19 protein-coding genes are annotated in these 21,205 nt (G+C 60.2%); 11 read left to right on the top strand and 8 right to left on the bottom strand.

What is annotated here, in order from left to right; translation table 11 throughout:
- The first annotated feature begins 16 nt into the window (after positions 1-16).
- Both hpf and secA read left to right on the top strand, forming a co-directional pair.
- A complete protein-coding gene (hpf, locus tag HWU94_RS04125; protein WP_185174429.1) occupies positions 17-664 on the top strand; it encodes a ribosome hibernation-promoting factor, HPF/YfiA family in 648 nt (215 codons plus the stop codon).
- A gap of 246 nt (positions 665-910) precedes the next feature.
- On the top strand, positions 911-3,562 hold the full coding sequence (gene secA, locus HWU94_RS04130) for a preprotein translocase subunit SecA (protein WP_185174430.1): 2,652 nt from the start codon (positions 911-913) through the stop codon (positions 3,560-3,562).
- Between the two features lie 108 nt (positions 3,563-3,670).
- On the opposite strand, the gene hisN is transcribed toward secA, so the two are convergent.
- From hisN to HWU94_RS04150, 4 genes are all read right to left on the bottom strand, one after another.
- Positions 3,671-4,465 carry a histidinol-phosphatase gene (hisN, locus tag HWU94_RS04135; protein WP_185174431.1) on the bottom strand — a complete coding sequence of 265 codons (795 nt, stop codon included), beginning with the start codon at positions 4,463-4,465 and terminating at the stop codon, positions 3,671-3,673.
- A gap of 22 nt (positions 4,466-4,487) precedes the next feature.
- Positions 4,488-5,576, bottom strand: a complete 1,089-nt coding sequence (gene rsgA, locus HWU94_RS04140; RefSeq protein WP_185174432.1) for a ribosome small subunit-dependent GTPase A — start codon at positions 5,574-5,576, stop codon at positions 4,488-4,490.
- The gene (gene aroA, locus HWU94_RS04145; protein ID WP_244956021.1) at positions 5,576-6,943 is read right to left on the bottom strand and encodes a 3-phosphoshikimate 1-carboxyvinyltransferase; all 1,368 of its coding nucleotides are present in this window, start codon (positions 6,941-6,943) and stop codon (positions 5,576-5,578) included. The genes rsgA and aroA overlap by 1 nt, the downstream gene beginning before the upstream one ends.
- Positions 6,944-7,088: 145 nt before the next feature.
- Entirely contained in the window at positions 7,089-7,619 is a 531-nt protein-coding gene (locus HWU94_RS04150; RefSeq protein WP_185174433.1) for a DoxX family membrane protein, read from the bottom strand.
- Between the two features lie 236 nt (positions 7,620-7,855).
- On the opposite strand from HWU94_RS04150, the gene HWU94_RS04155 reads away from it, so the two are divergent.
- Both HWU94_RS04155 and rsrA read left to right on the top strand, forming a co-directional pair.
- The gene (locus HWU94_RS04155) at positions 7,856-8,554 is read left to right on the top strand and encodes a sigma-70 family RNA polymerase sigma factor (protein WP_185174434.1); all 699 of its coding nucleotides are present in this window, start codon (positions 7,856-7,858) and stop codon (positions 8,552-8,554) included.
- A 14-nt stretch (positions 8,555-8,568) separates the two neighbouring features.
- The gene (gene rsrA / locus HWU94_RS04160; RefSeq protein WP_185174435.1) at positions 8,569-8,847 is read left to right on the top strand and encodes a mycothiol system anti-sigma-R factor; all 279 of its coding nucleotides are present in this window, start codon (positions 8,569-8,571) and stop codon (positions 8,845-8,847) included.
- A 56-nt stretch (positions 8,848-8,903) separates the two neighbouring features.
- Here the strand turns inward: rsrA and HWU94_RS11755 are convergent, their stop codons facing one another.
- The 3 genes from HWU94_RS11755 to HWU94_RS04170 all read right to left on the bottom strand — a co-directional run bounded on the left by HWU94_RS11755 (position 8,904) and on the right by HWU94_RS04170 (position 13,654).
- Complete coding sequence (locus HWU94_RS11755) at positions 8,904-8,978, bottom strand: 50S ribosomal protein bL37 (RefSeq protein WP_377129465.1); 75 nt, start codon at positions 8,976-8,978, stop codon at positions 8,904-8,906.
- A gap of 157 nt (positions 8,979-9,135) precedes the next feature.
- Positions 9,136-9,735 (bottom strand): GDSL-type esterase/lipase family protein, encoded by a 600-nt coding sequence (locus HWU94_RS04165; protein ID WP_135011505.1) that lies wholly within the window; start codon positions 9,733-9,735, stop codon positions 9,136-9,138.
- A 172-nt stretch (positions 9,736-9,907) separates the two neighbouring features.
- Positions 9,908-13,654, bottom strand: coding sequence for a multifunctional oxoglutarate decarboxylase/oxoglutarate dehydrogenase thiamine pyrophosphate-binding subunit/dihydrolipoyllysine-residue succinyltransferase subunit (locus HWU94_RS04170; protein WP_185174436.1), 3,747 nt, complete (start codon positions 13,652-13,654; stop codon positions 9,908-9,910).
- Positions 13,655-14,058: 404 nt separating this feature from the next.
- Here HWU94_RS04170 and HWU94_RS04175 point away from each other — a divergent pair, with 404 nt between their 5' ends.
- The 5 genes from HWU94_RS04175 (at position 14,059) to HWU94_RS04195 (ending at position 19,455) form a co-directional block, all read left to right on the top strand.
- The gene (locus tag HWU94_RS04175) at positions 14,059-15,426 is read left to right on the top strand and encodes a hemolysin family protein (protein WP_185174437.1); all 1,368 of its coding nucleotides are present in this window, start codon (positions 14,059-14,061) and stop codon (positions 15,424-15,426) included.
- Complete coding sequence (locus HWU94_RS04180; RefSeq protein ID WP_185174438.1) at positions 15,423-16,508, top strand: hemolysin family protein; 1,086 nt, start codon at positions 15,423-15,425, stop codon at positions 16,506-16,508. The genes HWU94_RS04175 and HWU94_RS04180 overlap by 4 nt, the downstream gene beginning before the upstream one ends.
- A 213-nt stretch (positions 16,509-16,721) precedes the next feature.
- The gene (locus HWU94_RS04185; protein ID WP_185174439.1) at positions 16,722-17,681 is read left to right on the top strand and encodes a metal ABC transporter solute-binding protein, Zn/Mn family; all 960 of its coding nucleotides are present in this window, start codon (positions 16,722-16,724) and stop codon (positions 17,679-17,681) included.
- Positions 17,682-17,686: 5 nt separating this feature from the next.
- Positions 17,687-18,544 carry a metal ABC transporter ATP-binding protein gene (locus HWU94_RS04190; RefSeq protein WP_185174440.1) on the top strand — a complete coding sequence of 286 codons (858 nt, stop codon included), beginning with the start codon at positions 17,687-17,689 and terminating at the stop codon, positions 18,542-18,544.
- A complete protein-coding gene (locus tag HWU94_RS04195; protein WP_185174441.1) occupies positions 18,541-19,455 on the top strand; it encodes a metal ABC transporter permease in 915 nt (304 codons plus the stop codon). Before HWU94_RS04190 ends, HWU94_RS04195 begins: the two co-directional genes overlap by 4 nt.
- On the opposite strand, the gene HWU94_RS04200 is transcribed toward HWU94_RS04195, so the two are convergent.
- Positions 19,427-19,861: a Fur family transcriptional regulator gene (locus HWU94_RS04200; RefSeq protein ID WP_244956022.1), complete on the bottom strand. Its 435-nt coding sequence runs from the start codon at positions 19,859-19,861 to the stop codon at positions 19,427-19,429. The two genes, HWU94_RS04195 and HWU94_RS04200, sit on opposite strands and share 29 nt — an antisense overlap.
- Before the next feature lie 185 nt (positions 19,862-20,046).
- Between HWU94_RS04200 and HWU94_RS04205 the strand changes: the two genes are divergently transcribed.
- Both HWU94_RS04205 and HWU94_RS04210 read left to right on the top strand, forming a co-directional pair.
- Positions 20,047-20,703, top strand: coding sequence for an MBL fold metallo-hydrolase (locus tag HWU94_RS04205; protein ID WP_185174442.1), 657 nt, complete (start codon positions 20,047-20,049; stop codon positions 20,701-20,703).
- Positions 20,704-20,708: 5 nt separating this feature from the next.
- On the top strand, positions 20,709-21,134 hold the full coding sequence (locus HWU94_RS04210) for an HIT family protein (protein ID WP_185174443.1): 426 nt from the start codon (positions 20,709-20,711) through the stop codon (positions 21,132-21,134).
- The last annotated feature ends 71 nt before the right edge of the window (positions 21,135-21,205 follow it).

The following is a 21,205-nucleotide window of genomic DNA, read 5'->3' on the forward strand; positions in this document are numbered from 1 at the left end:
GAGAATGGAGGGAATTGTGGAACTCAACATCACCGGCCGCAACGTCAAAGTAAGTGAACGTCTGCAGGAATACGTTGAAAGTAAGATCACCAAGTTCGAAGCTCTAGGTGACAACGTAACTGACATCGAAGTCAAGTTCACCAGGGAAGGCCAAAACGGCCCCGCGGCTATTCGAGTGGAAATCACCGTTATCGGCCGTGGCCCTGTGCTCCGAGCAGAAGCAACCGGTCAAGATAAGTTCGCAGTTTTCGACGAAACCTATGGAAAGCTCCTAGAACGCCTCCGTCGCGCCCGTGACCGCCGCAAGACTCGTCGTGCAGGGGGCAAGCACCCCCTTTCGGTTTCAGAAGCAACTGGCTCACTGCCCGTTATCAGCGACCAGGTCTCCCTCACCGAAATTCAAACCGAAGACTTGCCCGTTGAAGAGGCGGCTTTCGCTGGAGAATACGACCTACATGAAGAGGCAGACTCACCCATCGAAATCCGTCAGAAGACATTCCCCGCTGATCACCTGACCCCCGAAGAAGCGGTTGACCGCATGGAACTTGTAGGCCATGACTTCTTCCTCTACGTCGACAAGGCAACCGGATCCCCCGCAGCGGTCTACCGCCGCAAGGGTTGGTCCTACGGTGTGATTACCCTGGATGAGGAATCCGCCTCATAAAATAACCGCAAACTATTAGACCCCCTGCTCTTTCTGCCGGCGTTCGGCTGAGAAGAGCAGGGGGTCTTCTTTGCAAGCACCCGGTGGTGGGGAACGTCCTCTATTGAGTTTTTCCACCAAACGCTCTGCAGTTTCAAGCCCAGAGGTGAACGTTCCCAGAGCACCGGGGGACTAAACTAGAATAGAGTGAGCACGGTGGGCTCACCCTGCCCGCCCTCTATCGAACCAATCAAGGAGCAAACTTCAGTGGCATCTCTCTTGGAAAAGCTACTCCGCAGCGGAGACCAAAAAGTCCTCAAGCAGCTGCGTGCTTACACCGAAGCAGTGAACTCACTCGAAGACAGCTTTGTCGCTATGAGCGATGCCGAGCTACGCGCTGAGACCGACGCCTTCCGCAAGCGCGTTGAGGACGGCGAGTCACTGGACCTTCTGCTCCCCGAAGCTTTTGCTGTGGTCCGCGAGGCATCTAAGCGCACTCTGGGCAAACGCCACTACGATGTGCAGCTCATGGGCGGTGCCGCCCTACACCTGGGCAATATCGCCGAAATGAAAACCGGTGAGGGTAAGACCCTGGTCGCCACCGCCCCTGCCTACCTCAATGCCCTCTCCGGTAAGGGCGTGCACGTGGTCACCGTCAACGACTACCTGGCTGAGTACCAGGCTAACTTGATGGGCCGAGTCTTCCGTTTCCTGGGCATGGAGTCGGGCGTTATCCTGGCTAACCAAACCCCCGATGTGCGCCGTAAACAGTACGAAGCCGACATCACCTACGGCACCAACAACGAGTTCGGCTTTGACTACCTGCGTGACAATATGGCCTGGACCAAAGAGGAACAGGTGCAGCGCGGCCATAACTTTGCCATCGTCGATGAGGTCGACTCTATTCTGATCGACGAGGCCCGTACCCCGCTGATTATTTCTGGCCCCGCCATGGGCGAAGCCAACCGCTGGTACGGCGAATTTGCCCGTATCGCCCGCACCCTGGTAGCCGGTGAAGACTACGAGGTCGATGAAAAGAAGCGCACCGTGGGTGTGCTCGAATCGGGTATCGATAAGGTTGAAGACCATCTGGGTATCGATAACCTCTACGAGTCACAGAACACCCCCCTGATTGGCTTCCTCAACAACGCTATTAAGGCCAAGGAACTCTTCAAGGGCAACAAGGACTACGTCGTAATGAACGGCGAAGTCATGATTGTCGATGAGCACACCGGCCGTATTCTGGCAGGCCGCCGCTACAATGACGGCATCCACCAGGCCATTGAGGCCAAGGAAGAGGTCGAGGTCAAGCCTGAAAACCAGACCATGGCGACTGTGACCTTGCAGAACTACTTCCGCATGTACAACAAGCTCTCGGGCATGACCGGTACCGCTGAGACCGAGGCCGCTGAGTTCATGAACACCTACGAGCTGGGTGTCGTGCCGATTCCGACCAACAAGGAAAAGCAGCGCATCGACCAGCCCGATAAGGTCTACAAGAACGAGATTGCCAAGTTCAACGCGGTGGTCAAAGATATCGAAGAGCGCCACGCTACCGGCCAGCCCGTTCTGGTAGGTACCACCAGCGTTGAGAAGTCTGAGTACCTCTCTAAGCTCCTGTCGAAGGCGGGCGTCCGCCACGAAGTTCTGAACGCTAAGAATAACGCCCGTGAAGCTGCCATCGTCGCCCAGGCTGGCCGTAAGGGTGCCGTCACCGTAGCAACCAACATGGCAGGTCGCGGTACCGATATCATGCTCGGTGGTAACCCCGAGTTCGAGGCCGTTGAGACCATGAAGACCCTGGGGCTTGACCCCAATGAGAAGCCCGAAGAGTACGAAGCTAAGTGGCCCGAGGTGCTCGCTGCGGCAGAGCAGGCCTCTGCTGCCGAGCACGAAGAGGTCAAAGAACTGGGTGGCCTCTACGTGCTGGGTACCGAGCGTCACGAATCCCGCCGTATCGATAACCAGCTGCGCGGACGTTCGGGCCGCCAGGGCGACCCCGGCGAGTCCCGCTTCTACCTGTCACTTTCTGATGACCTGATGCGCCTCTTCAACGGCCAGGCAGCTGCCCGCCTGATGGCCGGTGCCCCCGACGATACCGCCCTGGAAGCAAAGATTGTTTCCCGCGTCATTGCCAACGCCCAGGGTCAGGTTGAGGCCCGCAACGCTGAGCAGCGCAAAAACGTGCTCAAGTATGACGATGTGCTCAACCGCCAGCGCGAGGCCATGTACAAGGACCGCGCCCAGATTCTGGCAGGCGATGATCTCAAGGAACAGATTGAGAAGTTCCGCACCGAGGTTATCACCTCAGCAATTGATGCACAGGTGGGCGAAGGTCACGCCGAGGATTGGGACTTTGAGAAGCTCTGGGAGAACCTGCGCACCATCTTCCCGGTTACCATTACCCCCGAAGACCTGGCTGAAGAAGCGGGCGACAAGACCAAGGTCACCCGCGACCAGATCGTGAAGGAAGTGCTGGCTGACGCTGAGATGCAGTACGGCGAGCGCGAAGAGTCCGTGGGTGAGGACGCCATGCGCGAGATTGAGCGCCGCGTGGTGCTCTCGGTCATCGGTAAGCGCTGGCCTGAGCACCTCTACGAGATGGACTACCTCAAGGAAGGCATTGGCCTGCGTGCTATGGCCCAGCGTGACCCCCTGGTGGAATACCAGCGTGAGGGTTATGCCCTCTACCAGAGTATGATGGGTGGTATTCGCGAGGAGACCGTGTCGATGCTCTACAGTGTGGACCTGTCGAAGCAGCGCACCCAGCAGTCGAAGATTCAGCTGAAGATTCCTGCCCAGCCCAAGTTCCTGCAGTACTCAGCTCCCTCTGAGTCCGGTAAGACCGAGGTGCATACCGAGGCAGTGAACGACCGCAGCAATGAGCAGATTTCGATTCTGAACCAGCGTAAGAAGTAGTTCAGCATAGGAAACCGAGCAGACCAAAGGCCCCGAATCCTTGATAACAGGATTCGGGGCCTTTGCTGTCACTAGAGGTTTTGCCCGGTGCCTTGGGGCGCTCTAGCTTTAGAGGGTCTTGTCGGTTCCCAGGTAGGAAAGGACGGCCTGGTGCAGGTGGCCGTTGGTGGCTAGGGCGTTGCCGCCGTGGGGGCCGTCCACCCCAGCCAGGGAGGTGAAGCATCCGCCTGCTTCGGTCACGATGGGGACCAAGGCGGCCATATCGTAAAGGCCGAGTTCGGGTTCGGCGGCGGCGTCGACGACGCCCTCTGCCACCATCATGTAGGACCAGAAGTCGCCGTAGGCTCGGGTGCGCCAAACGGTGTCGGTCAGGTCGATGAAGTTATCGCGCAGGCCCAAATCGCGCCAGCCGGTGAGGGAGGAGTAGGAGAGAGAGGAGTCCTCGAGCTGGGCGACAGAGGAGACCGAGATACGGGTAGCCTTGGCGAGGGAGCGGCCGGTGTAGGCGCCGGTGCCTTCGGCTGCCCACCAGCGGCGCTGGAGGGCCGGGGCGGAGACGACGCCGACGACGGGCTTGCCGTGGTCGAGCAGGGCGATGAGGGTAGCCCAGACGGGCACGCCGCGCACGAAGTTCTTGGTGCCGTCGATGGGGTCGATGACCCACTGGCGGGGGGAAGACCCGGTTTCCCCGAATTCTTCACCCAGCACTGAGTCACGGGTGCGGACGCGGGATAGCTGGGAACGGATGAGCTGTTCGGCTTCGCGGTCGGCGTCGGTGACGGGGGTGAGGTCGGGTTTGGTATCGACGGCGAAATCGTGGGAGGTGAACTTGGCCAGGGTGAGGCGGTCTACCGCATCAGCCATGATGTGGGCCAGGCGCAGGTCGTCGGTGTAGTTAGTCATGGTCTCGTGTGCCTTGGTGTGTTTAGAGGTCTACGACGCCGAGTTCTTTCTCGGTGTCGCCGGTTTCTTCGTCGACGCGTAGGAGCTTGCGCAGGGATTCGAGGCGTTCTGGGCCTGCGGGGCCGGCCTGGCCCGCTTCGACGTAGGCGGTCAGGCCGCAGTCGGGGGCGGACGCCGAGTGGGTACAGCCCTTGGGGCAGTTGGCTGAGCCCGGGGCAAGGTCGGTGAAGGAAGCGACCAGGGTGTCGGGTTCGACGTGGGCTAGGCCGAAGGAGCGGATACCGGGGGTGTCGATAATCCAGGTGCCGGGGGCTGACTTCTGGGGCTGGAGGGCTAGGGCTGAGGACGAGGTGTGGCGGCCGCGCCCGGTCACGGCATTCACGTGCCCGGTGGCGCGTTCTGCCCCGGTCAGGGCGTTGACCAGGGTTGATTTTCCCACACCGGAGTGGCCCAGGAGCACAGAGACCGAGCCGTCGAGATACTCAGAGAGCTGCTCAACTAGGGTGGTGTCGAGCCCCTCAGAGCCTTCCTCGCTGGGGGCGCGGCCGTCCTTGGACTTAGACAGCAAGATGGTGAGCTCAACGTCCCGGTAGTAGTCCAGCAGCCATGTAGGGTGTTTGAGGTCGGTCTTGGTGATGCAGAGAATGGGGGTGAGCCCAGCGTTGAAGGCGGCTGCTAGGGACCGGTCGATAAAGCCGGTGCGGGGCTCGGGGTTTTCTGCGGCGACCACGATAACCAGGTTATCGGCGTTGGCAACGACGACGCGCTCGACGGGGTCGGTGTCGTCGGCGCTGCGGCGTAGCAGGTTGGTGCGCTCTTCGATCCGGACGAGGCGGGCTAGAGTATCGGGCTTGCCGCTGGTATCACCCACGAGGGCAACCTTGTCGCCCACCACGATGGGGGAGCGGCGCAGCTCGCGGGCGCGTACGGCGGTGACGACCCGTTCGCTGCTCTTGCCCTCATCGAGGATGGCGGTGTAGCGGCCCCTGTCTACGGTGATGATGCGGCCGATTTCGGCGTCCTTGTGGGCCGGGCGGTCCTTGGTGCGGGGGCGGGAGCCCTTCTTGTTGGGGCGGACGCGCACATCGCTTTCATCCCAGGAACGGTGCATTAGGCGGCACCTGCCTGCCACTGGTTCAGCATGTTCTGCCACAGCCCGGTGAAGTTGGGCAGGGTCTTGGAGGTCGTCTCGACGTTCTCAACCACGATGCCCGGTACCACCAGACCCATCACGGCAGCGGCGGTTGCCATGCGGTGGTCAGCGTAGGTGCGCATGAGGGCCCCGTGTGCTACAGGGGCGGTGACGCGGATACCGTCCGCAGTTTCTTCGGCTGAACCGCCCAGGCGGTTAATCTCGGCGGTCAGGGCGGCAAGACGGTCGGTTTCATGGCCGCGTAGGTGGGCAATACCGGAAAGGACGCTGGTCGCCGGCGAGAGAGCGATGAGGGCAGCAACGGTGGGGGCCAGTTCACCGGCCTCGGCCAGATCGAGCTCAACACCCGGCAGTCCGGACGCTGTGCCGCCGGCAGGGCCGGTGACGGTCAGGTTCCCGTCGGCTAGCTCCACCCGAGCCCCGAAGAGCGGAAGAATCTTCCGCCAGTGATCCCCACCCTGGGTAGTGGACTCGGGCCAGCGCGGAACCGTCACCGATGCCCCGGTGGCTACCGCAGCAACCAGGAAGGGCCCAGCATTAGAAAGATCGGGCTCAACGGTGACTTCAAAGCCGGGGAAGCCACCGGGGGCAACCGTCCAGGTATCGGTGCCGTTGAAGTCAACGCTAATACCGAGCTCACGCATGGTCTCAACGGTCATCTCAATGTGGGGCATCGAGGGCACCGGGCCACCCTCGTGCCGCAGCACCAGACCCCGCTCAAAACGGCAGGCAGCCAGTAGTAGGGCAGAGACAAACTGGGAAGAGCCCGAAGCGTCAATGGTCAGCTCGGGCACCTGCACCGAACCGGCAGAAACGACCGTGAAGGGCAGGGAGCCGCGACCGGCGTCCTCAACCTCAACCCCCAGGCCCCGCAGGGCCTCAATCACAGGCAGCATGGGGCGAACCCGCGCATGCTCATCGCCATCGAAATGGAAAGTACCGGGCAGCAGGGCAGCCACCGGGGGCACAAAACGCATCACAGTACCCGCCAATCCCACATTAATGGAGGCCTCACGGGCAACGGTCACAGAAAAATCTAGGGGAGTCACCCGCAGGTCAGGGCCAAAGGCACTACCGGTTTCAATCTCTTCAAAACGGGCACCCAGAGCAGTCAGCGCAGCCACCATCAGCTGCGAATCGCGCGAATGCAGGGGAGCATGAATCACCGAGGGACTATCGGCTAAAGCCGCCAGCAGCAGGTAGCGGTTGGTGAGCGACTTAGACCCGGGAATCTCCACCCGGGCATGGGCACCGCCGGGCGCCGTAACGGTGGGCGCTAGCCAGTCTCCATCGGCAACTAGGGGCTGCTTGGTCGCATCAACCACAAATAAAACCTACTTCGGAATCAGTTATTACGGCGTACTCCCTCCCTATTTTAGGTGGGCGAGGCAGCAAACAAGAAAACCCCGCACCGAAATAGCGCGGGGTTTATCGAAAGTTCACGGGGTCTTACACCCGGTAGGGGCCAGCTTAGGCGAAGAGGTCCTCAACCTTTTTCTGGGCGTCAGAAGCGGCGTCCTGAACATCGGTTGCCAGCTGGTGGGACTTCTTAGCTACCTGATCACCCAGCTTGGATGCGCGCCAGGCCAGTGAGGGGTTACCGTCGGTATCAACAGCTGAGATAGCAATAGCGCCCAGCAGGGAGCCATTGAGCACAGCAGCATTGCGGCGGGCAGTCTTCTCTTCCTTAGTCTCAGCCTCGGTAGCGCGATACTCAACGTAAGAGTTAATAGCACCGGTAGCCAGCAGGACGCTCGCAGAAAGACGGGGCAGCTTGCCCAGGGCAAAGAGGGCACCGGCAGCTACCTGAGAGCCAGCCAAAGTCTGACCCACCAGCTTCTCCTGGCCACGCAGCACAGAAAGCTGAGGGGCAGAAGTTGCAGCCAGATTGACCACCTTAGCCAGGTGCTTAGACGATTCGGGGTCACGCAGACGGTCAACACCCGAGATAATAAAGCTTGAAGCCAGCAGAGGGCGAGCAAAACGGCGAACCAAAGACATGAGTTCCTCCTTCACGGGGTGCGAGGCCCCATTGCGATGTATCACAGATACCTAACACTACTAAGCATACATATAGACCGGCGGGTTCAGCCACTTTACAGCACCACTAGCGCAAAATTACTTTGATGCGGGGGAATAAGCGCCGCTAGCGCTCGTTATACCTGGTGTACTCGGCGCGTAGCTGCGCCCATTGGCAGGTACAGTAAGACAAAAGACCACAGCACACCTGGAGGGAAATGACAGCCACGCCCCCGGCCCCCAGCACTGAACCTGCGCCGACCACCGACGTCCTCGCCCCCGAAGGCAACGAACCCGATGTGCGCTCCCACGAAACCGACGCCGAGCGCAAAGCCCGTTTCGAACGAGAAGCCCTACTGTATGTAGACCAGCTCTACGCCGCCGCCCTGCGCCTGGCCCGCAACCCGCAGGACGCCGAAGACCTCGTCCAAGAGGCCTACATGAAAGCCTTCTCCGCATTCCACCAGTACAAGCCCGGAACCAACCTCAAAGCCTGGCTCTACCGGATCCTCACCAACACCTACATCAACGTCTACCGCAAACGCCAACGCGAGCCCTACCAGGCCAACACCGACACCGTCGAAGACTGGCAGCTAGCCCAGGCCGGAGCTCACGACTCCAAGGGCCTACCTTCGGCAGAAAACGAAGCTCTTGCCCACCTACCCGACAGCGACATCAAAGAGGCTCTACAGTCCATCCCTGAAGACTTCCGCATGGCCGTCTACTACTCCGATGTCGAAGGGTTCTCCTACAAGGAAATCTCCGAGATTATGGACACCCCCATCGGTACCGTCATGTCCCGCCTGCACCGCGGCCGCAAACTGCTCAGAGACAAACTCACCGACTACGCCGCCGAACGCGGCATCAAAACCACGACCACTGGCAAGGCCGGCGCCCGCCAAACCGCTAGGGCCTAAGAAAGGAGCCACCAATGACCGCCGTACACAATTCGAGCCCTTCTACCCCCTGCGAAGAGCGCCTGGCCAAGATCTACACCTACATTGACGACCCGCTCAGCTGCCAGGACCTTGAAGAACTCCAAGCCCACCTGGCCGAATGTGAAACCTGCGCCAAGGAATACGACCTAGAGTGCATCATCCGCCAAGCAGTGCGCCGCACCTGCAAGGAAACCGCTCCCGTCGACCTCAAAAGCCGTATCCGCGCCTGCATCGACGACATCCATACCGGAGGGCACCCGGCAACTAACTAGCCAATAACAAAGGGCCCCTGCTCGCTTCTGCGAGTAGGGGCCCTTTGTTGATTGCCTTATGAGTTGGGGCGCTTACCGTGGTTAGCGCCACCCTTACGGCGATCCTTACGCTTGCGACCGCGCTTGCTCATGAGAGCCTCCTTGATCAAGGTGGAGTGCCCGTCAGGATAACGGAGCACAAATGGTCGATAGCACCTTAGAATAGGCACTTCTCACTATTTTCGCATACCTTGGCTAGCTTTGCACACCCCGGGTTGGTCACAGGGCAGGCGCCTGCCAGAGGCTTCCTTAAACGGGCTCTGAAATCTGAAGCCAGTTGTACCAGCCGCGGTGCAGAACCAGCCAGGCAATCAGGCCGTAGCCGGACTGACCGGGGCGGCCGTCGTTCGCTGCCAGGTCATTGCGCCACTGCTCATGGTGCAGCAGGGGGTTGAAGGTATCAACGTAGACGTGGTTACGGCGGGTCACCACATCGGCGTAGGCTGCCGACAGGTCGGCAATCTTGCGGTTACGCTCAGCATCGAGAGTGGGCGGGGGGCCAACAACCAGAACCTTCACGTTGTTCTGGGAGGCCATATCGACCATGTTCGCCAGGTTCAGGCGGGAGCGGGCGCTGGTGAGGCCCAGGTCGATGTCGAAGGTTGAGGGGGCAATGACCAGGCGATTTTCGTGGCCCTGGGCAAAGCGACGGCTGGCTTCTTCAAACCAGCGAGCGTTGAGCTGTTCGCTGCCCTCACCGGGAGCTGCCAGATTATAGGCAGAGATAGAGGCAGAGGTCTGAGGGGTACGCGCCATAACGCGCCCGAACCACCCGAGGGTGCGGGGGTCCCCGACGCCTGCGAGCAGATCATCGCCAACGGCTACAAGTCGAATTTTTCGCTGATCCACGTGTTTCTTTCTACAAGGTTGAGGGGCGGTAAACCCCGCAACGTTGGTCTCGTTCGTTCTGTACCAGTCTAAACCCTGGAGCCCGCCAGTGCACGGTGGGCGCACCGCAAACGGGCAGTGCCCGGGTCTTGAAGACCAAGACCCGGGCACAAGAGCTGGGCAAAGCCCTAGCCTAGCGGTCGAATACCTCGGAGATGAGGTTATCGAGCTCGCGCTGGTGACGCTTACCGGTACCGGCTGCGGGGGAAGCAGCTGCCGGGCGGGAAATCAGCTTCATACGGTAGTCAATCTGGGGGAGCAGGTTGACCGCCATGAAGGGCCACTGGCCCTGGTTGGCAGGTTCGTCCTGAGCCCAGACCAGTTCCGCATTGGGGTAGGCAGCAATCTGCTCCTTGATCTCTGCGGACGGCAGGGGGTAGAGCTGCTCGACTCGCACAATTGCGGTGCTCTTGTCGCCGCGCTTAGCGCGCTCTGCTTCCAGGTCGTAGTAGAGACGACCCGAGACGAAGACCAGGCGGGTCACGTCAGCGGGGTTCAGGTTACCCTGGTCCTCGATGACGGGCTTGAAGCTACCGCTGGTGAAATCTTCAACCGATGAGGCAGCAGCCTTGAGACGCAGCAGCTGCTTGGGAGTGATAACAATCAGCGGCTTGTGCGGGCGGGAGTGGGCCTGGCGGCGCAGCAGGTGGAAGTGGTTTGCCGGGGTCGAGGGAACAGCAACGGTCATGTTGTTCTCGGCGCATAGCTGCAGGTAGCGCTCCATACGGGCCGATGAGTGGTCAGGGCCCTGACCCTCAAAACCGTGGGGGAGCAGCAGAACCAGTGAGGAACGCTGGGCCCACTTCTGCTCTGCTGACGAGATGAACTCATCAACGATGGTCTGGGCGCCGTTAGCGAAGTCACCGAACTGGGCCTCCCAGAGCACCAGGGAGTCAGGTCGCTCCACGGAGTAGCCGTATTCGAAGCCCATGACGCCGTACTCGGAGAGCAGGGAATTATAGATGGAGTACTTGCCCTGGGTTTCTGAGAGGTTAGCCAGGGGGTTCCACTCTTCGTCGGTCAGAGAGTCATGGAGCACGGAGTGGCGCTGGACGAAGGTGCCGCGCTGGACGTCCTGACCGGTCAGGCGCACATCGCGGCCTTCCAGCAGCAGGGAGGCGAAGGCAGCAAGCTCGCCGAAGCCCCAGTTGATGTCGCCCTCGGTTGACATCTTGACGCGCTGTTCAAGCAGCTTCTTGAGCTTCTTGTGCACGGTGAAGCCCTCGGGAATCTTGCCGAAGGCCTGGCCGATCTGGGCCAGGGTTTCAGCAGAGATAGCGGTCTCACCGGCAACGTGAACGGAGTCCTCATTCTGCTGGGCAGCAGGGCGCTCGATGTTAGAAACAGCGGCGGCGTCTGCGGTGACCAGGGGAGCAGAGGACGACTGGGCCTCGTGAGTCTCGGTGAAAATCTGCTCCAGGCGAGACTGGTAGTCCTTCAGAGCACGCTCGGCCTCGTCCTGGGAGATATCGCCACGGCCGACCAGGGCCTCGGTGTAAATCTTGCGGGTTGAGGGCAGTTCCTCAATCTGCTGGTACATCTTAGGCTGGGTCATCGAGGGATCGTCTGCCTCGTTGTGACCGCGGCGGCGGTAGCAGACCAGGTCGATAACGACGTCCTTGTTGAAGGCCTGGCGGTAGGCGAAGGCGATGGAGCCAGCGCGGACAACGGCCTCGGGGTCATCGGCATTCACGTGCAGCACGGGAGCCTGGATCATGCGGGCGATGTCGGTGGAGTAGGTTGCGGTACGACCATCGCGCGGGGAGGTGGTGAAGCCCACCTGGTTGTTGACCACGATGTGTACGGTACCGCCGGTGGTGTAGCCCTCAAGCTTGGACATCTGCAGGGTTTCTAGCACGATGCCCTGGCCAGCGAAGGCTGCGTCGCCGTGAACCAGGATCGGCAGTACGGGGTAGTTGCCGATGCCCTGTTCAGCCAGGGTATCTTGCTTCGCGCGGACGATACCTTCAAGCACGGTGTTGACGGCTTCAAGGTGGGAGGGGTTAGCGGCCAGGTAGACCTGGGTCTGGTTGCCGTTATGGGAGGTGAAGATACCCTCGGTGCCCAGGTGGTACTTGACGTCACCGGAGCCGCCGGTCAGGCGGGGGTCCATCTGGCCCTCAAACTCGCGGAAAATCTGGGCGTAGGACTTACCCGCAATGTTGGTCAGTACGTTGAGGCGGCCGCGGTGGGCCATGCCGATGCCCACGCCCGAGAGGCCGGCGTCCGCTGCCTCAGAGATGACGGAGTCCAGCAGCGGAATCAGGGATTCGCCGCCTTCCAGGGAGAAGCGCTTCTGGCCCAGGTACTTGGTCTGCAAGAAGGTTTCGAAAGCCTCGGCTGCGTTCAGGGTGCCCAGCACACGGAACTGCTCGTCGCGGGAGGGCTTGGTGTAGCCGTGCTCCAGGCGGTCCTGGAACCACTGGCGCTCTTCGGGGTTCTCGATGTGCATGTACTCCACACCCAGGGTGCGGGTGTAGGCCTCGCGCAGCAGCTCAAGAATGGTGCGCAGAGGCAGGGATTCCTTTTCGCCGAAGCCACCGGTGGGCCAGTAGCGGTCAAGATCCCAGAGAGTCAGGCCGTAGTTCTCCAGACGCAGGTCGGGGTGGGAGAGCATCTGGTAGCCGATGGGGTTGGTCTGGGCAATCAGGTGGCCGCGCACGCGGAAGGCGTGAATGAGCTGCTGGATACGGGCAACCTTAGAGATTTCTGCTTCGGGGTTGACCTGGTTATCACGAGCCCAGCGGACGGGCTCGAAGGGGATGCGCAGATCCTCAAAAATCTGGTCGTAGAAGCCGTCGCCACCGAGCAGGTAGTGCTCCACAACCTTGAGGAATTCGCCGGAACCTGCACCCTGGATGACGCGGTGGTCGTAGGTGGAGGTGAGGGTCAGAATCTTGGAGACGCCGTTGCGGGCTATGACTTTTTCTGAGGTGCCGCGGTACTCGGCGGGGTAGTCGAGGGCACCTGCACCTATGATGGCTGCCTGGCCCTTAGAGAGGCGGGGAACGGAGTGGACGGTGCCGATACCGCCGGGGTTGGTCAGTGAGACGGTGGTGCCTGCGAAGTCCTCAATGCCGAGCTTGCCCTCACGGCCGCGCTTGACGATGTCGTTGTAGGCTTCCCAGAACTCTGAGAAGGAGAGCTTCTCTGCACCCTTGATGTTGGGTACAACCAGGTTGCGGGAGCCGTCGGGGCGGGGTAGGTCGATGGCCAGGCCGAAGTTAACGTGGGCGTGCTGGATAGCAGCGGGCTTACCCTTGGCGTCCTCACCGTAGCTGACGTTCATGGAGGGGAAGGCTGCAAGAGCGCGGATGATGGCGTAGCCAATGATATGGGTGAAGGAGACCTTACCGCCGCGGGTGCGGGCCAGGTAGCTGTTGATTTCGGTGCGGTTATCGATCAGCAGCTTGGCGGGGATAGCGCGGACGGTGGTTGCGGTGGGTACGCTCAGTGACTCGTCCATGTTGGCGGCTACCGCCTTGGCGGGGCCGCGCAGGGTAACGATCTGGTCTTCTTGGGGAGCGTCGCTCACGGGTTCTTCCTTCGGGGTGGCGGGCTTGGTCGCTGAGGGGTTGCTTGCCTTGGGAGCTGCCTGCGGGGCTGACTTGGGGGCAGCTTCAGGGACAGGGGTCTTGGGAGTGGAGGGAACGGAGGCCTTGGCGGGCTTTTCCTTAGCCGGTACGGACGCTGCAGCGGGCGCCGGTGCCTGCTGCGAGCTGGGTACGCTGCCGGTTGTGCCTGCCCACTGATCAAACAGGGGCCACCACGTCTCGTCGACTGAGTTGCGGTCTTGCTCGTACTTCTCAAAGAGCTCTTCGACGAGCCACTCGTTACCCGCGAACTCTTCGGGAACAGTATGTTCTGGCTGGTTTGGCACTTCTCTTACGCCTCTTCCATCTCTTGTGATTGCTGGGTGCCAAAACCGCTTTTGGCACGAGGTGGGCGGGCATCGCACACTACATTGGGCGCGTGATGTACCGCATATCTTTGTCTAGTTTAGAAGTGTTTTGGGGGTTCGTCCAACGCACTACTTTCTATGACATCTCACTGTGAGACTGTCTGGCAGAAATAGGCTGGCATTTCGCAGGGGGTGAAAGGGAGTCCACTGAGTAAAGCAAAAGTTATTCGCTAGAATTGACCACTATGGAAGACCCTTCTAGTTGCTGCGCATCTTCGCAGCCCTCACGAGCGCTTTGGCGCGCATCATTCTTTAACCCGACCACGGGCGTCCGCACATGCTGCGGCCAACACCCCGCCCAGCAGGCGGTGAGAGCCTAAACCATGGAATGGCTCCTGCTTCTCATAGGTCTTGCCCTGATTCTGGGTACCGGCTTCTTCGTGGCCGTAGAATTTTCGCTGGTAGCCCTTGATCAGTCCAAGGTTCAGCAAGAAATTGATAGGGGAGACGCCGCAGGTGAACGAGTGCTCGCCTGCCTTAAATCTCTCTCAACCCAGCTATCGAGCTGCCAACTGGGCATCACCATCACCACCCTGCTCACCGGTTACACACTCGATAGCGGTATTAACGCACTGGCCGGCGACACTATTGCTTCGTGGGGGCTTGCTCCCTCGGTGACATCGGCTCTGACCCTAATTTTCTCTATGGGTATTGCAACCCTGCTCTCCATGATTATCGGTGAGCTGGTTCCCAAGAACCTGGCGATTGCTGAGCCCTACCGTGTAGCCCGTGTGCTAGCCCCGGGGCAGCTGCTCTTTACCAAGGTGATGGGCCCCATCGTCCGCACCGCTAACGGGTCAGCGAACTGGATTCTGCACCGTTTTGGCATGGAAGCTAAGGAAGAGCTCTCGGCAGCCCGTTCACCCGAAGAGCTTTCTTCGATGGTGCGCCGCTCAGCCGACCTGGGCACCCTAGACTCCGACACCGCCCGCTTCGTCGATAAGACCCTCTCCTTCGCTGAGCTCACTGCAGCAGACGTTATGACCCCCCGCCGCAAGGTCATCATGCTCGAAGATACCGCTCCTGTTAGCGATGTCATCGAGCTGGCCCGCACCACCGGCCACTCCCGCTTTCCCCTCTACCGGGAAGACCAGGACAACATCGTGGGGGTTGTGCACGTGAAGAAGGCCGTGGGCCTTCCTCTCGATAAGCGCGACACGCTGGAAGCTGGAACGCTGATGGAGGACGTGCTGCAGGTTCCCGAAACCGTGCACCTTGACTCCCTGCTCATGCAGCTGCGAGAGGGCGCCCTTCAGCTTGCCGTAGTGCTCGACGAATACGGCGGCACCTCCGGCATCACCACCCTTGAAGACCTGGTTGAAGAAATCGTGGGTGAAGTCTCCGACGAGCACGACACCAACTCCTTCGACGAACGCCCCCTGCGCGTGGGCAGCGGCGACTACATCTTCTCGGGCCTGCTCCGCCCCGATGAGGTCAAGGACTACATCGGCACCCTCGACGTGGACGATGACCCCGCCTACGAAACCATGGGTGGCTTCATGATGGACCACCTGGGGCGAGTTCCCGAAACCGGCGACGTGGTGCCGGTAGAGGGCGGACGTCTGCGTATTGAAAAGATGGAACAGCGCCGGGTAGACCGAATTCGCTACATCCCCGATGCCCTACCCCTGGAACGGGGGGAAGCGGCTACAGATGAGTCGAAGACCGCTCGAAAGGAGGCCCGCCGATGAATGACTGGGTAGCTATCGCCCTGCTCTTTGTGCTCCTTGCCGGTAACGCCTACTTCGTGGGAGCGGAGTTCGCTATTATGTCGACCCGCCGCTCCCAGATTGAACCCCTGGCGGAGTCGGGTAACAAACGCGCCGTCACCACCCTGTACGCCCTTGAAAACGTTTCACTCATGCTGGCCACCTGCCAGCTGGGCATCACGGTGTGCTCCCTCTTGATTCTGAACGTCTCTGAGCCGGCTATCCACCACCTGGTGGCTGGCCCTCTGGAATCCTGGGGAATACCTTATGAGGCAGCGAGCGTCCTAGCCTTCATCTTCGCGCTGGTGCTGGTGACCTACCTGCACGTCATCTTTGGTGAAATGGTGCCGAAGAACGCTGCTGTGTCACTTGCCGCTTCGGGTATTGCCCTGTGGATTGCCCCCTCACTGGTGACCCTCTCCCGTATTCTCAAGCCCCTGGTTGGTCTGCTCAACTGGATCGCCGATCACACCCTGCGCCTGATGAAGGTAGAGCCCAAGGCTGAAGTGGCATCAACCTTTACCCTTGATGAGCTACAAAGTATCGTGGCTCAATCAACCGCAGAGGGAACCGTGGACGACGGCTCCGGTGTGCTGTCTGGCGCCCTGGAATTCAGTTCGAAGACCGTTGCTGAGATTATGGTGCCCGGCGACCAGCTGATTACCATGAACTTCCCCTGCACGCCCGCTGAGCTGGAAAAGGCTGTTGCCCATACCGGCTACTCCCGCTTCGTGATGAAGGACGAGCAGGACGGCACCTATATGGGCTACCTGCATATCAAGGACGCCCTGGTCTACGAATCTGAGCGTATGGACCAGCCCATTGCCTGGTCTAAGCTACGTCAGATGTCGATCGTCAAGCCCGAAACCGAAATCGATGAGGCTCTTGCCACCATGCAGCGCAATCGGGCCCATGTCTCCCACGTGGTTGACGCTCAGGGGCAGAGCGTCGGGGTGCTCTTCTTGGAAGACATCCTCGAAGAACTGGTCGGTGAAATTAAGGACACCACCCAGGAGCACGTGCGCCGCCGCGAGGAGGCCGCTTCAAAGCACAGCGCCGACTAGTTTCTTTTAGCTAGCACAATCGGTTTTCTTCGGTGCGCGGACGCCCGCCCCGCCTTTCCTGCCCCGTGGCAGGGAAGACGGGGTGGGCGTCCTTGTATTTCTAGCGGGGCGCGGGTGTGATGCGGTGTACGCACTTTTTATTTGCGAACCGTTCGCAGAAAGGAGTAGGCTGGCAGAAGCCCTATCCCTTACTCCGTACCAAAGGACAGCGCCATGCGAAAGATTTTCCCCACCGTCTCACTGCTTGCCGTATCGGCGCTGGCTCTCTCTGCCTGCGGGTCAAGCGGGACAAGCGCGTCCTCGTCCTCAAACGACGGAACCCTGCAGGTCGTCACCACCACCGACGTCTATGCCGATGTGGTGGCGGCAGTCGGAGGCGATCAGGTAGAGGTCACCCCGCTCATCGCCTCAACTGCTGTGGACCCCCACTCCTACGAAGCCACCAGCCAGGACCGCCTGACCGTAAAAGACGCTGACCTGGTTGTCGTCAACGGTGGCGGCTACGACACCTTCCTCTCCGAAATGGCCGGCACCGATAACCCCGACCAGATCGTGGTGAACGCGGTAGAACTCTCGGGCCTCTTTAGCGCCGACGACCTGGCCCACATGGCAGAAGAGCACAGCACCACCGGTGAAGACCACTCTGACCATGTGCACTCCTACAACGAGCATGTCTGGTACGACCTGGACACCATGAAGAAGGTAGCTGATCAGGTGGCAGCCGACCTGGCTGAGCTCGACCCCGCCAACACGGACGCCTACACCAGCGCAGCTGCAGCCTTCTCCACCGACGCTGACCAGCTACTTGACCGTCTCAAGACTATCGACACCGAAGAACGTACCTACCTGGCGACCGAGCCGGTCTCGGGCTACATGCTGGAGGACGCCGGCTTCACCGACTCCACCCCGGCAGATTTGACCGCAGCGGTCGATAGCGAAAGCGATATCGCTCCACTGACCATGCAGGAAGCCAAGGACGCCCTCACCGGCGGTAGCATCGACCTGCTGGCCTTCAACGAGCAGACCCAGACCGCCCAGACCACCGAAATCTATACCTTCGCCCAGGAAGCCGGAGTTGCCAGCGTCTCCTTCACCGAGACCCTGCCCGAGAACACCAGCTACATGGACTGGATGACCCAGAACATCGACAACCTAGAAAAGGCAGTAGCATAAAGCCTATGGCTCACTCTTCTACCCAGCTCGTCCCCGCCCTTACGGTGACCGGGGGCGGGCTTTCCTTTGGCCACCGTACCCTGTGGCAGGACCTCAACCTCACCGTCGAACAGGGCGAATATTTTGCCGTCCTGGGCCCCAACGGCTCGGGCAAATCGACCTTTATCAAGGTCATCTTGGGGTTGACCCAGCTGAGTGCCGGCAAAATTGCGGTGCTGGGTGCCCCCGCCCGTTTAGGGAACCCCGGCGTCGGCTACATTCCCCAGCAGAAAGCGATTGGCACCGAGATGCCCCTGCGGGCCCGCGATTTTGTGGGACTGGGGGTGGACGGCCACCGCTGGGGCTTCCGCGTGAAGAACCGGGTCTACCGGGAGAAGGTTGACTCCCTGCTCGATGCGGTCGGTGCCAGCGACTACGCCAATGTGCCGGTGGGGCTTCTATCGGGCGGTGAGCAGCAGCGCCTGCGTATCGCCCAGGCTCTTGCCAATGACCCCAAGATCATCCTGGCAGATGAGGCCCTGCTTTCTTTGGATCTCAACCACCAGTACGCCGTCTCTGACCTGATTCACCGCTATAACCGGGAGCACGGGGCTACAGTCGTTTTCGTGACCCACGAGATCAACCCCATTATCGACCATGTAGACCGCCTGCTCTACCTCGCGGGCGGACGCTTCACCGTGGGGTCGGTGGAGCAGGTCATGCGCAGCGAGGTGCTCACCGACCTCTACCAGACTCCGGTATCGGTGATACAGACCAACGGCCGCTACGTGGTAGTGGGCGGCGAGCACGGGGAGCACCACTGCGCCCTGGAAACCGACCACCCCCAGCTACTTGCACCCGTGAAAGGGGTAGATAACCGATGACTTTTGCGGACTTTATGGGCAAGGTCTTTGTCTTTGACCGCTACGGTGAGCTGGTGGCCCTGCTGAGCCAGTCCATTATCGCCGGGGCTATCTTGGGTGTAATCGGTGGCTTTGTAGGGCTCTTTGTGATGCTCCGCCGTCACGCTTTTGCGGTGCACGCCATCGCCGAGATGTCTTTTGCTGGGGCTGCCCTCTTTCTGCTCCTGGGCTATAACGTGGTCACCGGTTCCCTGGTGGGCTCCATTATCTCTGCCCTGCTGATTGCCCTGATGGGCGCCCGGGCCCACGAAAACGATTCAATCATCGGTGCCCTGATGCCCTTTGGCTTGGGGCTGGGAATCCTCTTCCTTTCCCTCTACTCGGGCAGAGCAGCTAATAAGTTCTCGTTGCTGACCGGTCAGATTGTTTCGGTTGACTCTGCCCAGCTGACCTCTATGATCATCGGCGGGGTGGTGATTATTGCGGCTCTGGCTATCATGTGGCGGCCGCTCATGTTCGCCTCGCTTGACCCGGTGGTTGCCTCAGCCAAGGGCGTGCCGCTGAAGGCCCTGTCGGTTGCTTTTATGATTGTGCTGGGTATTGCCACCGCCCTGTCGGTGCAGGTGGTGGGCTCCCTGCTGGTTTTGGCCCTGCTGATTACCCCGGCAGCGGCAGCCCTGCAAATTACAGCCTCGCCCCTGCGCGCTCTAATTCTTTCAGTGCTTTTTGCAGAAGCAGCCATGGTGGGCGGTATTCTTCTGGCTCTGGCAGGCTCCCTGCCTATCAGCCCCTACGTGACCACTCTGTCTTTCCTCATCTTCGTGGCCTGCCGCCTGGTGCGAGCCGTCCGCCAGCGCTACTCAGCCTCGGGGCGCGTCCGCTCATCTGAAGCCGCAGCAGCGCCTAGCCCTGCTGGTGGGCAGAGCAGTTAGAGCAGACCCCGGTAATCTCAATGACGTGCTTGACCTCGGTGTAGTCATTTTTCGCAGCAATCGCCAGGGCTAGCTCTTCAAGCTCGGGAATCTCAAATTCCCGGGCAGCCCCGCAGATACGGCAGAGCAGGTGATGGTGGTGGTGCTCTGAGTCGCAGCGGCGGTAGATAGCTTCGCCGTCCTCGGTCTTGAGGGCCTCTACCTCACCGGTGCCCACCATGGACTGCAAGAGACGGTAGGTGGTTGCCAGCGACACCTTATCGCCGCGCGAGAGCATGAGCTGGTGCAGATCTTGAGCAGAAATAAAGTCTTCGAGGGTTTCGAGGGTTGCGGTGACTGCCCGGCGCTGTCTAGTGTTGCGGATTTCGGTGGGCTTGCTGGCTGACGACGCTGAGTTGGTGTTCACGGGTCATTCCCTCGTCTAAAATCGGTCTCTCTCTGTGCCTACTGTACACCAGGTTTCCCGGGGCAGAAACGGCCCTCGCGCGGGGCGAAAAACAACGTTTTCAGGTAATAGCGTATGTGTTCAGCAGAAAGAAACCGTCAGCTTCAACTAGTCTGACTGTGGTGGGAGCTACTAGGGTGGTAGGTATGAAACTTACCAAATACACCCACTCCTGCGTCAGGCTCGAAAAGGACGGCGCCGTTCTGGTGCTCGACCCCGGAAACTTCTCCGAGGTCGAGCAGGCCCTGGACGGGGCCCACCATATTCTGGTCACCCACGTGCACCCCGATCACTTCGATGAGGGCAAGGTGGTTGCTTTTCTGCGGGAGAACCCGCAGGTCACCATTCACGCCCCTGCTGCTGTCATTGATGCCGTTCTTGCGGCCCTGCCCGAGGCTCTTGCAAAGTCAGTGGAAGCTGATGGGGAGCTGACCCTCTCGTCCTTCTCTATCAAAACCTTCGGTGGCAACCACGCTGTCATCCACCCCCTGCTGCCGGTCATCGATAACGTGGGTTACCTGATTGACGATAACCTCTTCCACCCGGGGGATTCTTTTGTGGTGCCCCACGGCATTGAGGTGGGTACTCTGCTGGTGCCGATTCACGCTCCCTGGAACAAGATTCAGGAGGTCATTGACTTCATCATTGCCGTTCGCGCCCCGCGGGCCTTCCAGATTCATGATTCGTTGCTTGCCGAAAACGGTCGAAACATGATCATTGGCCATGCAACCAACTTTGGCCAGAAGTACGGCACCACCTTTGAGTACCTGGCTCCTGGCCAGTCTGTAGAGATTGAGGAGTAAGCACCATGAGCACTGTTTTTACCAAGATTATTAACCGAGAACTGCCCGGCCGTTTTATCTGGGAGGACGAGCAGGCAGTTGCCTTCTTGACCATCGAGCCCTTCCAGTACGGCCACACCCTGGTGGTTCCTAAGGCTGAGATTGACCACTGGGTTGACCTGCCCGAGGAGCTCTCTGCCCACCTCTTTGATGTGGCTCAGAAGGTATCGAAGGGTTTGATGAAGGCTTTTGATCCCACCCGCGTGGGCATGATTATTGCCGGTTTTGATGTGCCCCATACCCATATTCATGTGTGGCCCGCTGTTGACCAGAGCGAGTTCACCTTCGAGCAGGCCAACCGTAACCCCGACGCAGCTGCCATGGACGAGGCTGCTGAAAAGCTGCGGGCGGCCCTGACCGAGCTGGGCTACGGCGACTCGGTAGCTTCCTAGCCCCGTTAGTTCTATCCAAGGGGACCTCAAAACTTAAAAAGGACCGCAAATTATGTGGTCCTTTTTAAGTT

The sequence above is a fragment of the Rothia nasimurium genome, assembly GCF_014217215.1.
GTDB classification, from domain to species: Bacteria; Actinomycetota; Actinomycetes; order Actinomycetales; family Micrococcaceae; genus Rothia; species Rothia avistercoris.

Bases quoted from the DNA above. Each gene is read 5' to 3' on its own strand.
- hisN (WP_185174431.1), bottom strand. From the start codon at position 4,465: ATGACTAACTACACCGACGACCTGCGCCTGGCCCACATCATGGCTGAT.
- rsgA (WP_185174432.1), bottom strand. From the start codon at position 5,576: ATGCACCGTTCCTGGGATGAAAGCGATGTGCGCGTCCGCCCCAACAAG.
- HWU94_RS04150 (WP_185174433.1), bottom strand. From the start codon at position 7,619: ATGTCTTTGGTTCGCCGTTTTGCTCGCCCTCTGCTGGCTTCAAGCTTT.
- HWU94_RS04155 (WP_185174434.1), top strand. From the start codon at position 7,856: ATGACAGCCACGCCCCCGGCCCCCAGCACTGAACCTGCGCCGACCACC.
- rsrA (WP_185174435.1), top strand. From the start codon at position 8,569: ATGACCGCCGTACACAATTCGAGCCCTTCTACCCCCTGCGAAGAGCGC.
- HWU94_RS04175 (WP_185174437.1), top strand. From the start codon at position 14,059: ATGGAATGGCTCCTGCTTCTCATAGGTCTTGCCCTGATTCTGGGTACC.
- HWU94_RS04180 (WP_185174438.1), top strand. From the start codon at position 15,423: ATGAATGACTGGGTAGCTATCGCCCTGCTCTTTGTGCTCCTTGCCGGT.
- HWU94_RS04185 (WP_185174439.1), top strand. From the start codon at position 16,722: ATGCGAAAGATTTTCCCCACCGTCTCACTGCTTGCCGTATCGGCGCTG.
- HWU94_RS04190 (WP_185174440.1), top strand. From the start codon at position 17,687: ATGGCTCACTCTTCTACCCAGCTCGTCCCCGCCCTTACGGTGACCGGG.
- HWU94_RS04195 (WP_185174441.1), top strand. From the start codon at position 18,541: ATGACTTTTGCGGACTTTATGGGCAAGGTCTTTGTCTTTGACCGCTAC.
- HWU94_RS04205 (WP_185174442.1), top strand. From the start codon at position 20,047: ATGAAACTTACCAAATACACCCACTCCTGCGTCAGGCTCGAAAAGGAC.
- HWU94_RS04210 (WP_185174443.1), top strand. From the start codon at position 20,709: ATGAGCACTGTTTTTACCAAGATTATTAACCGAGAACTGCCCGGCCGT.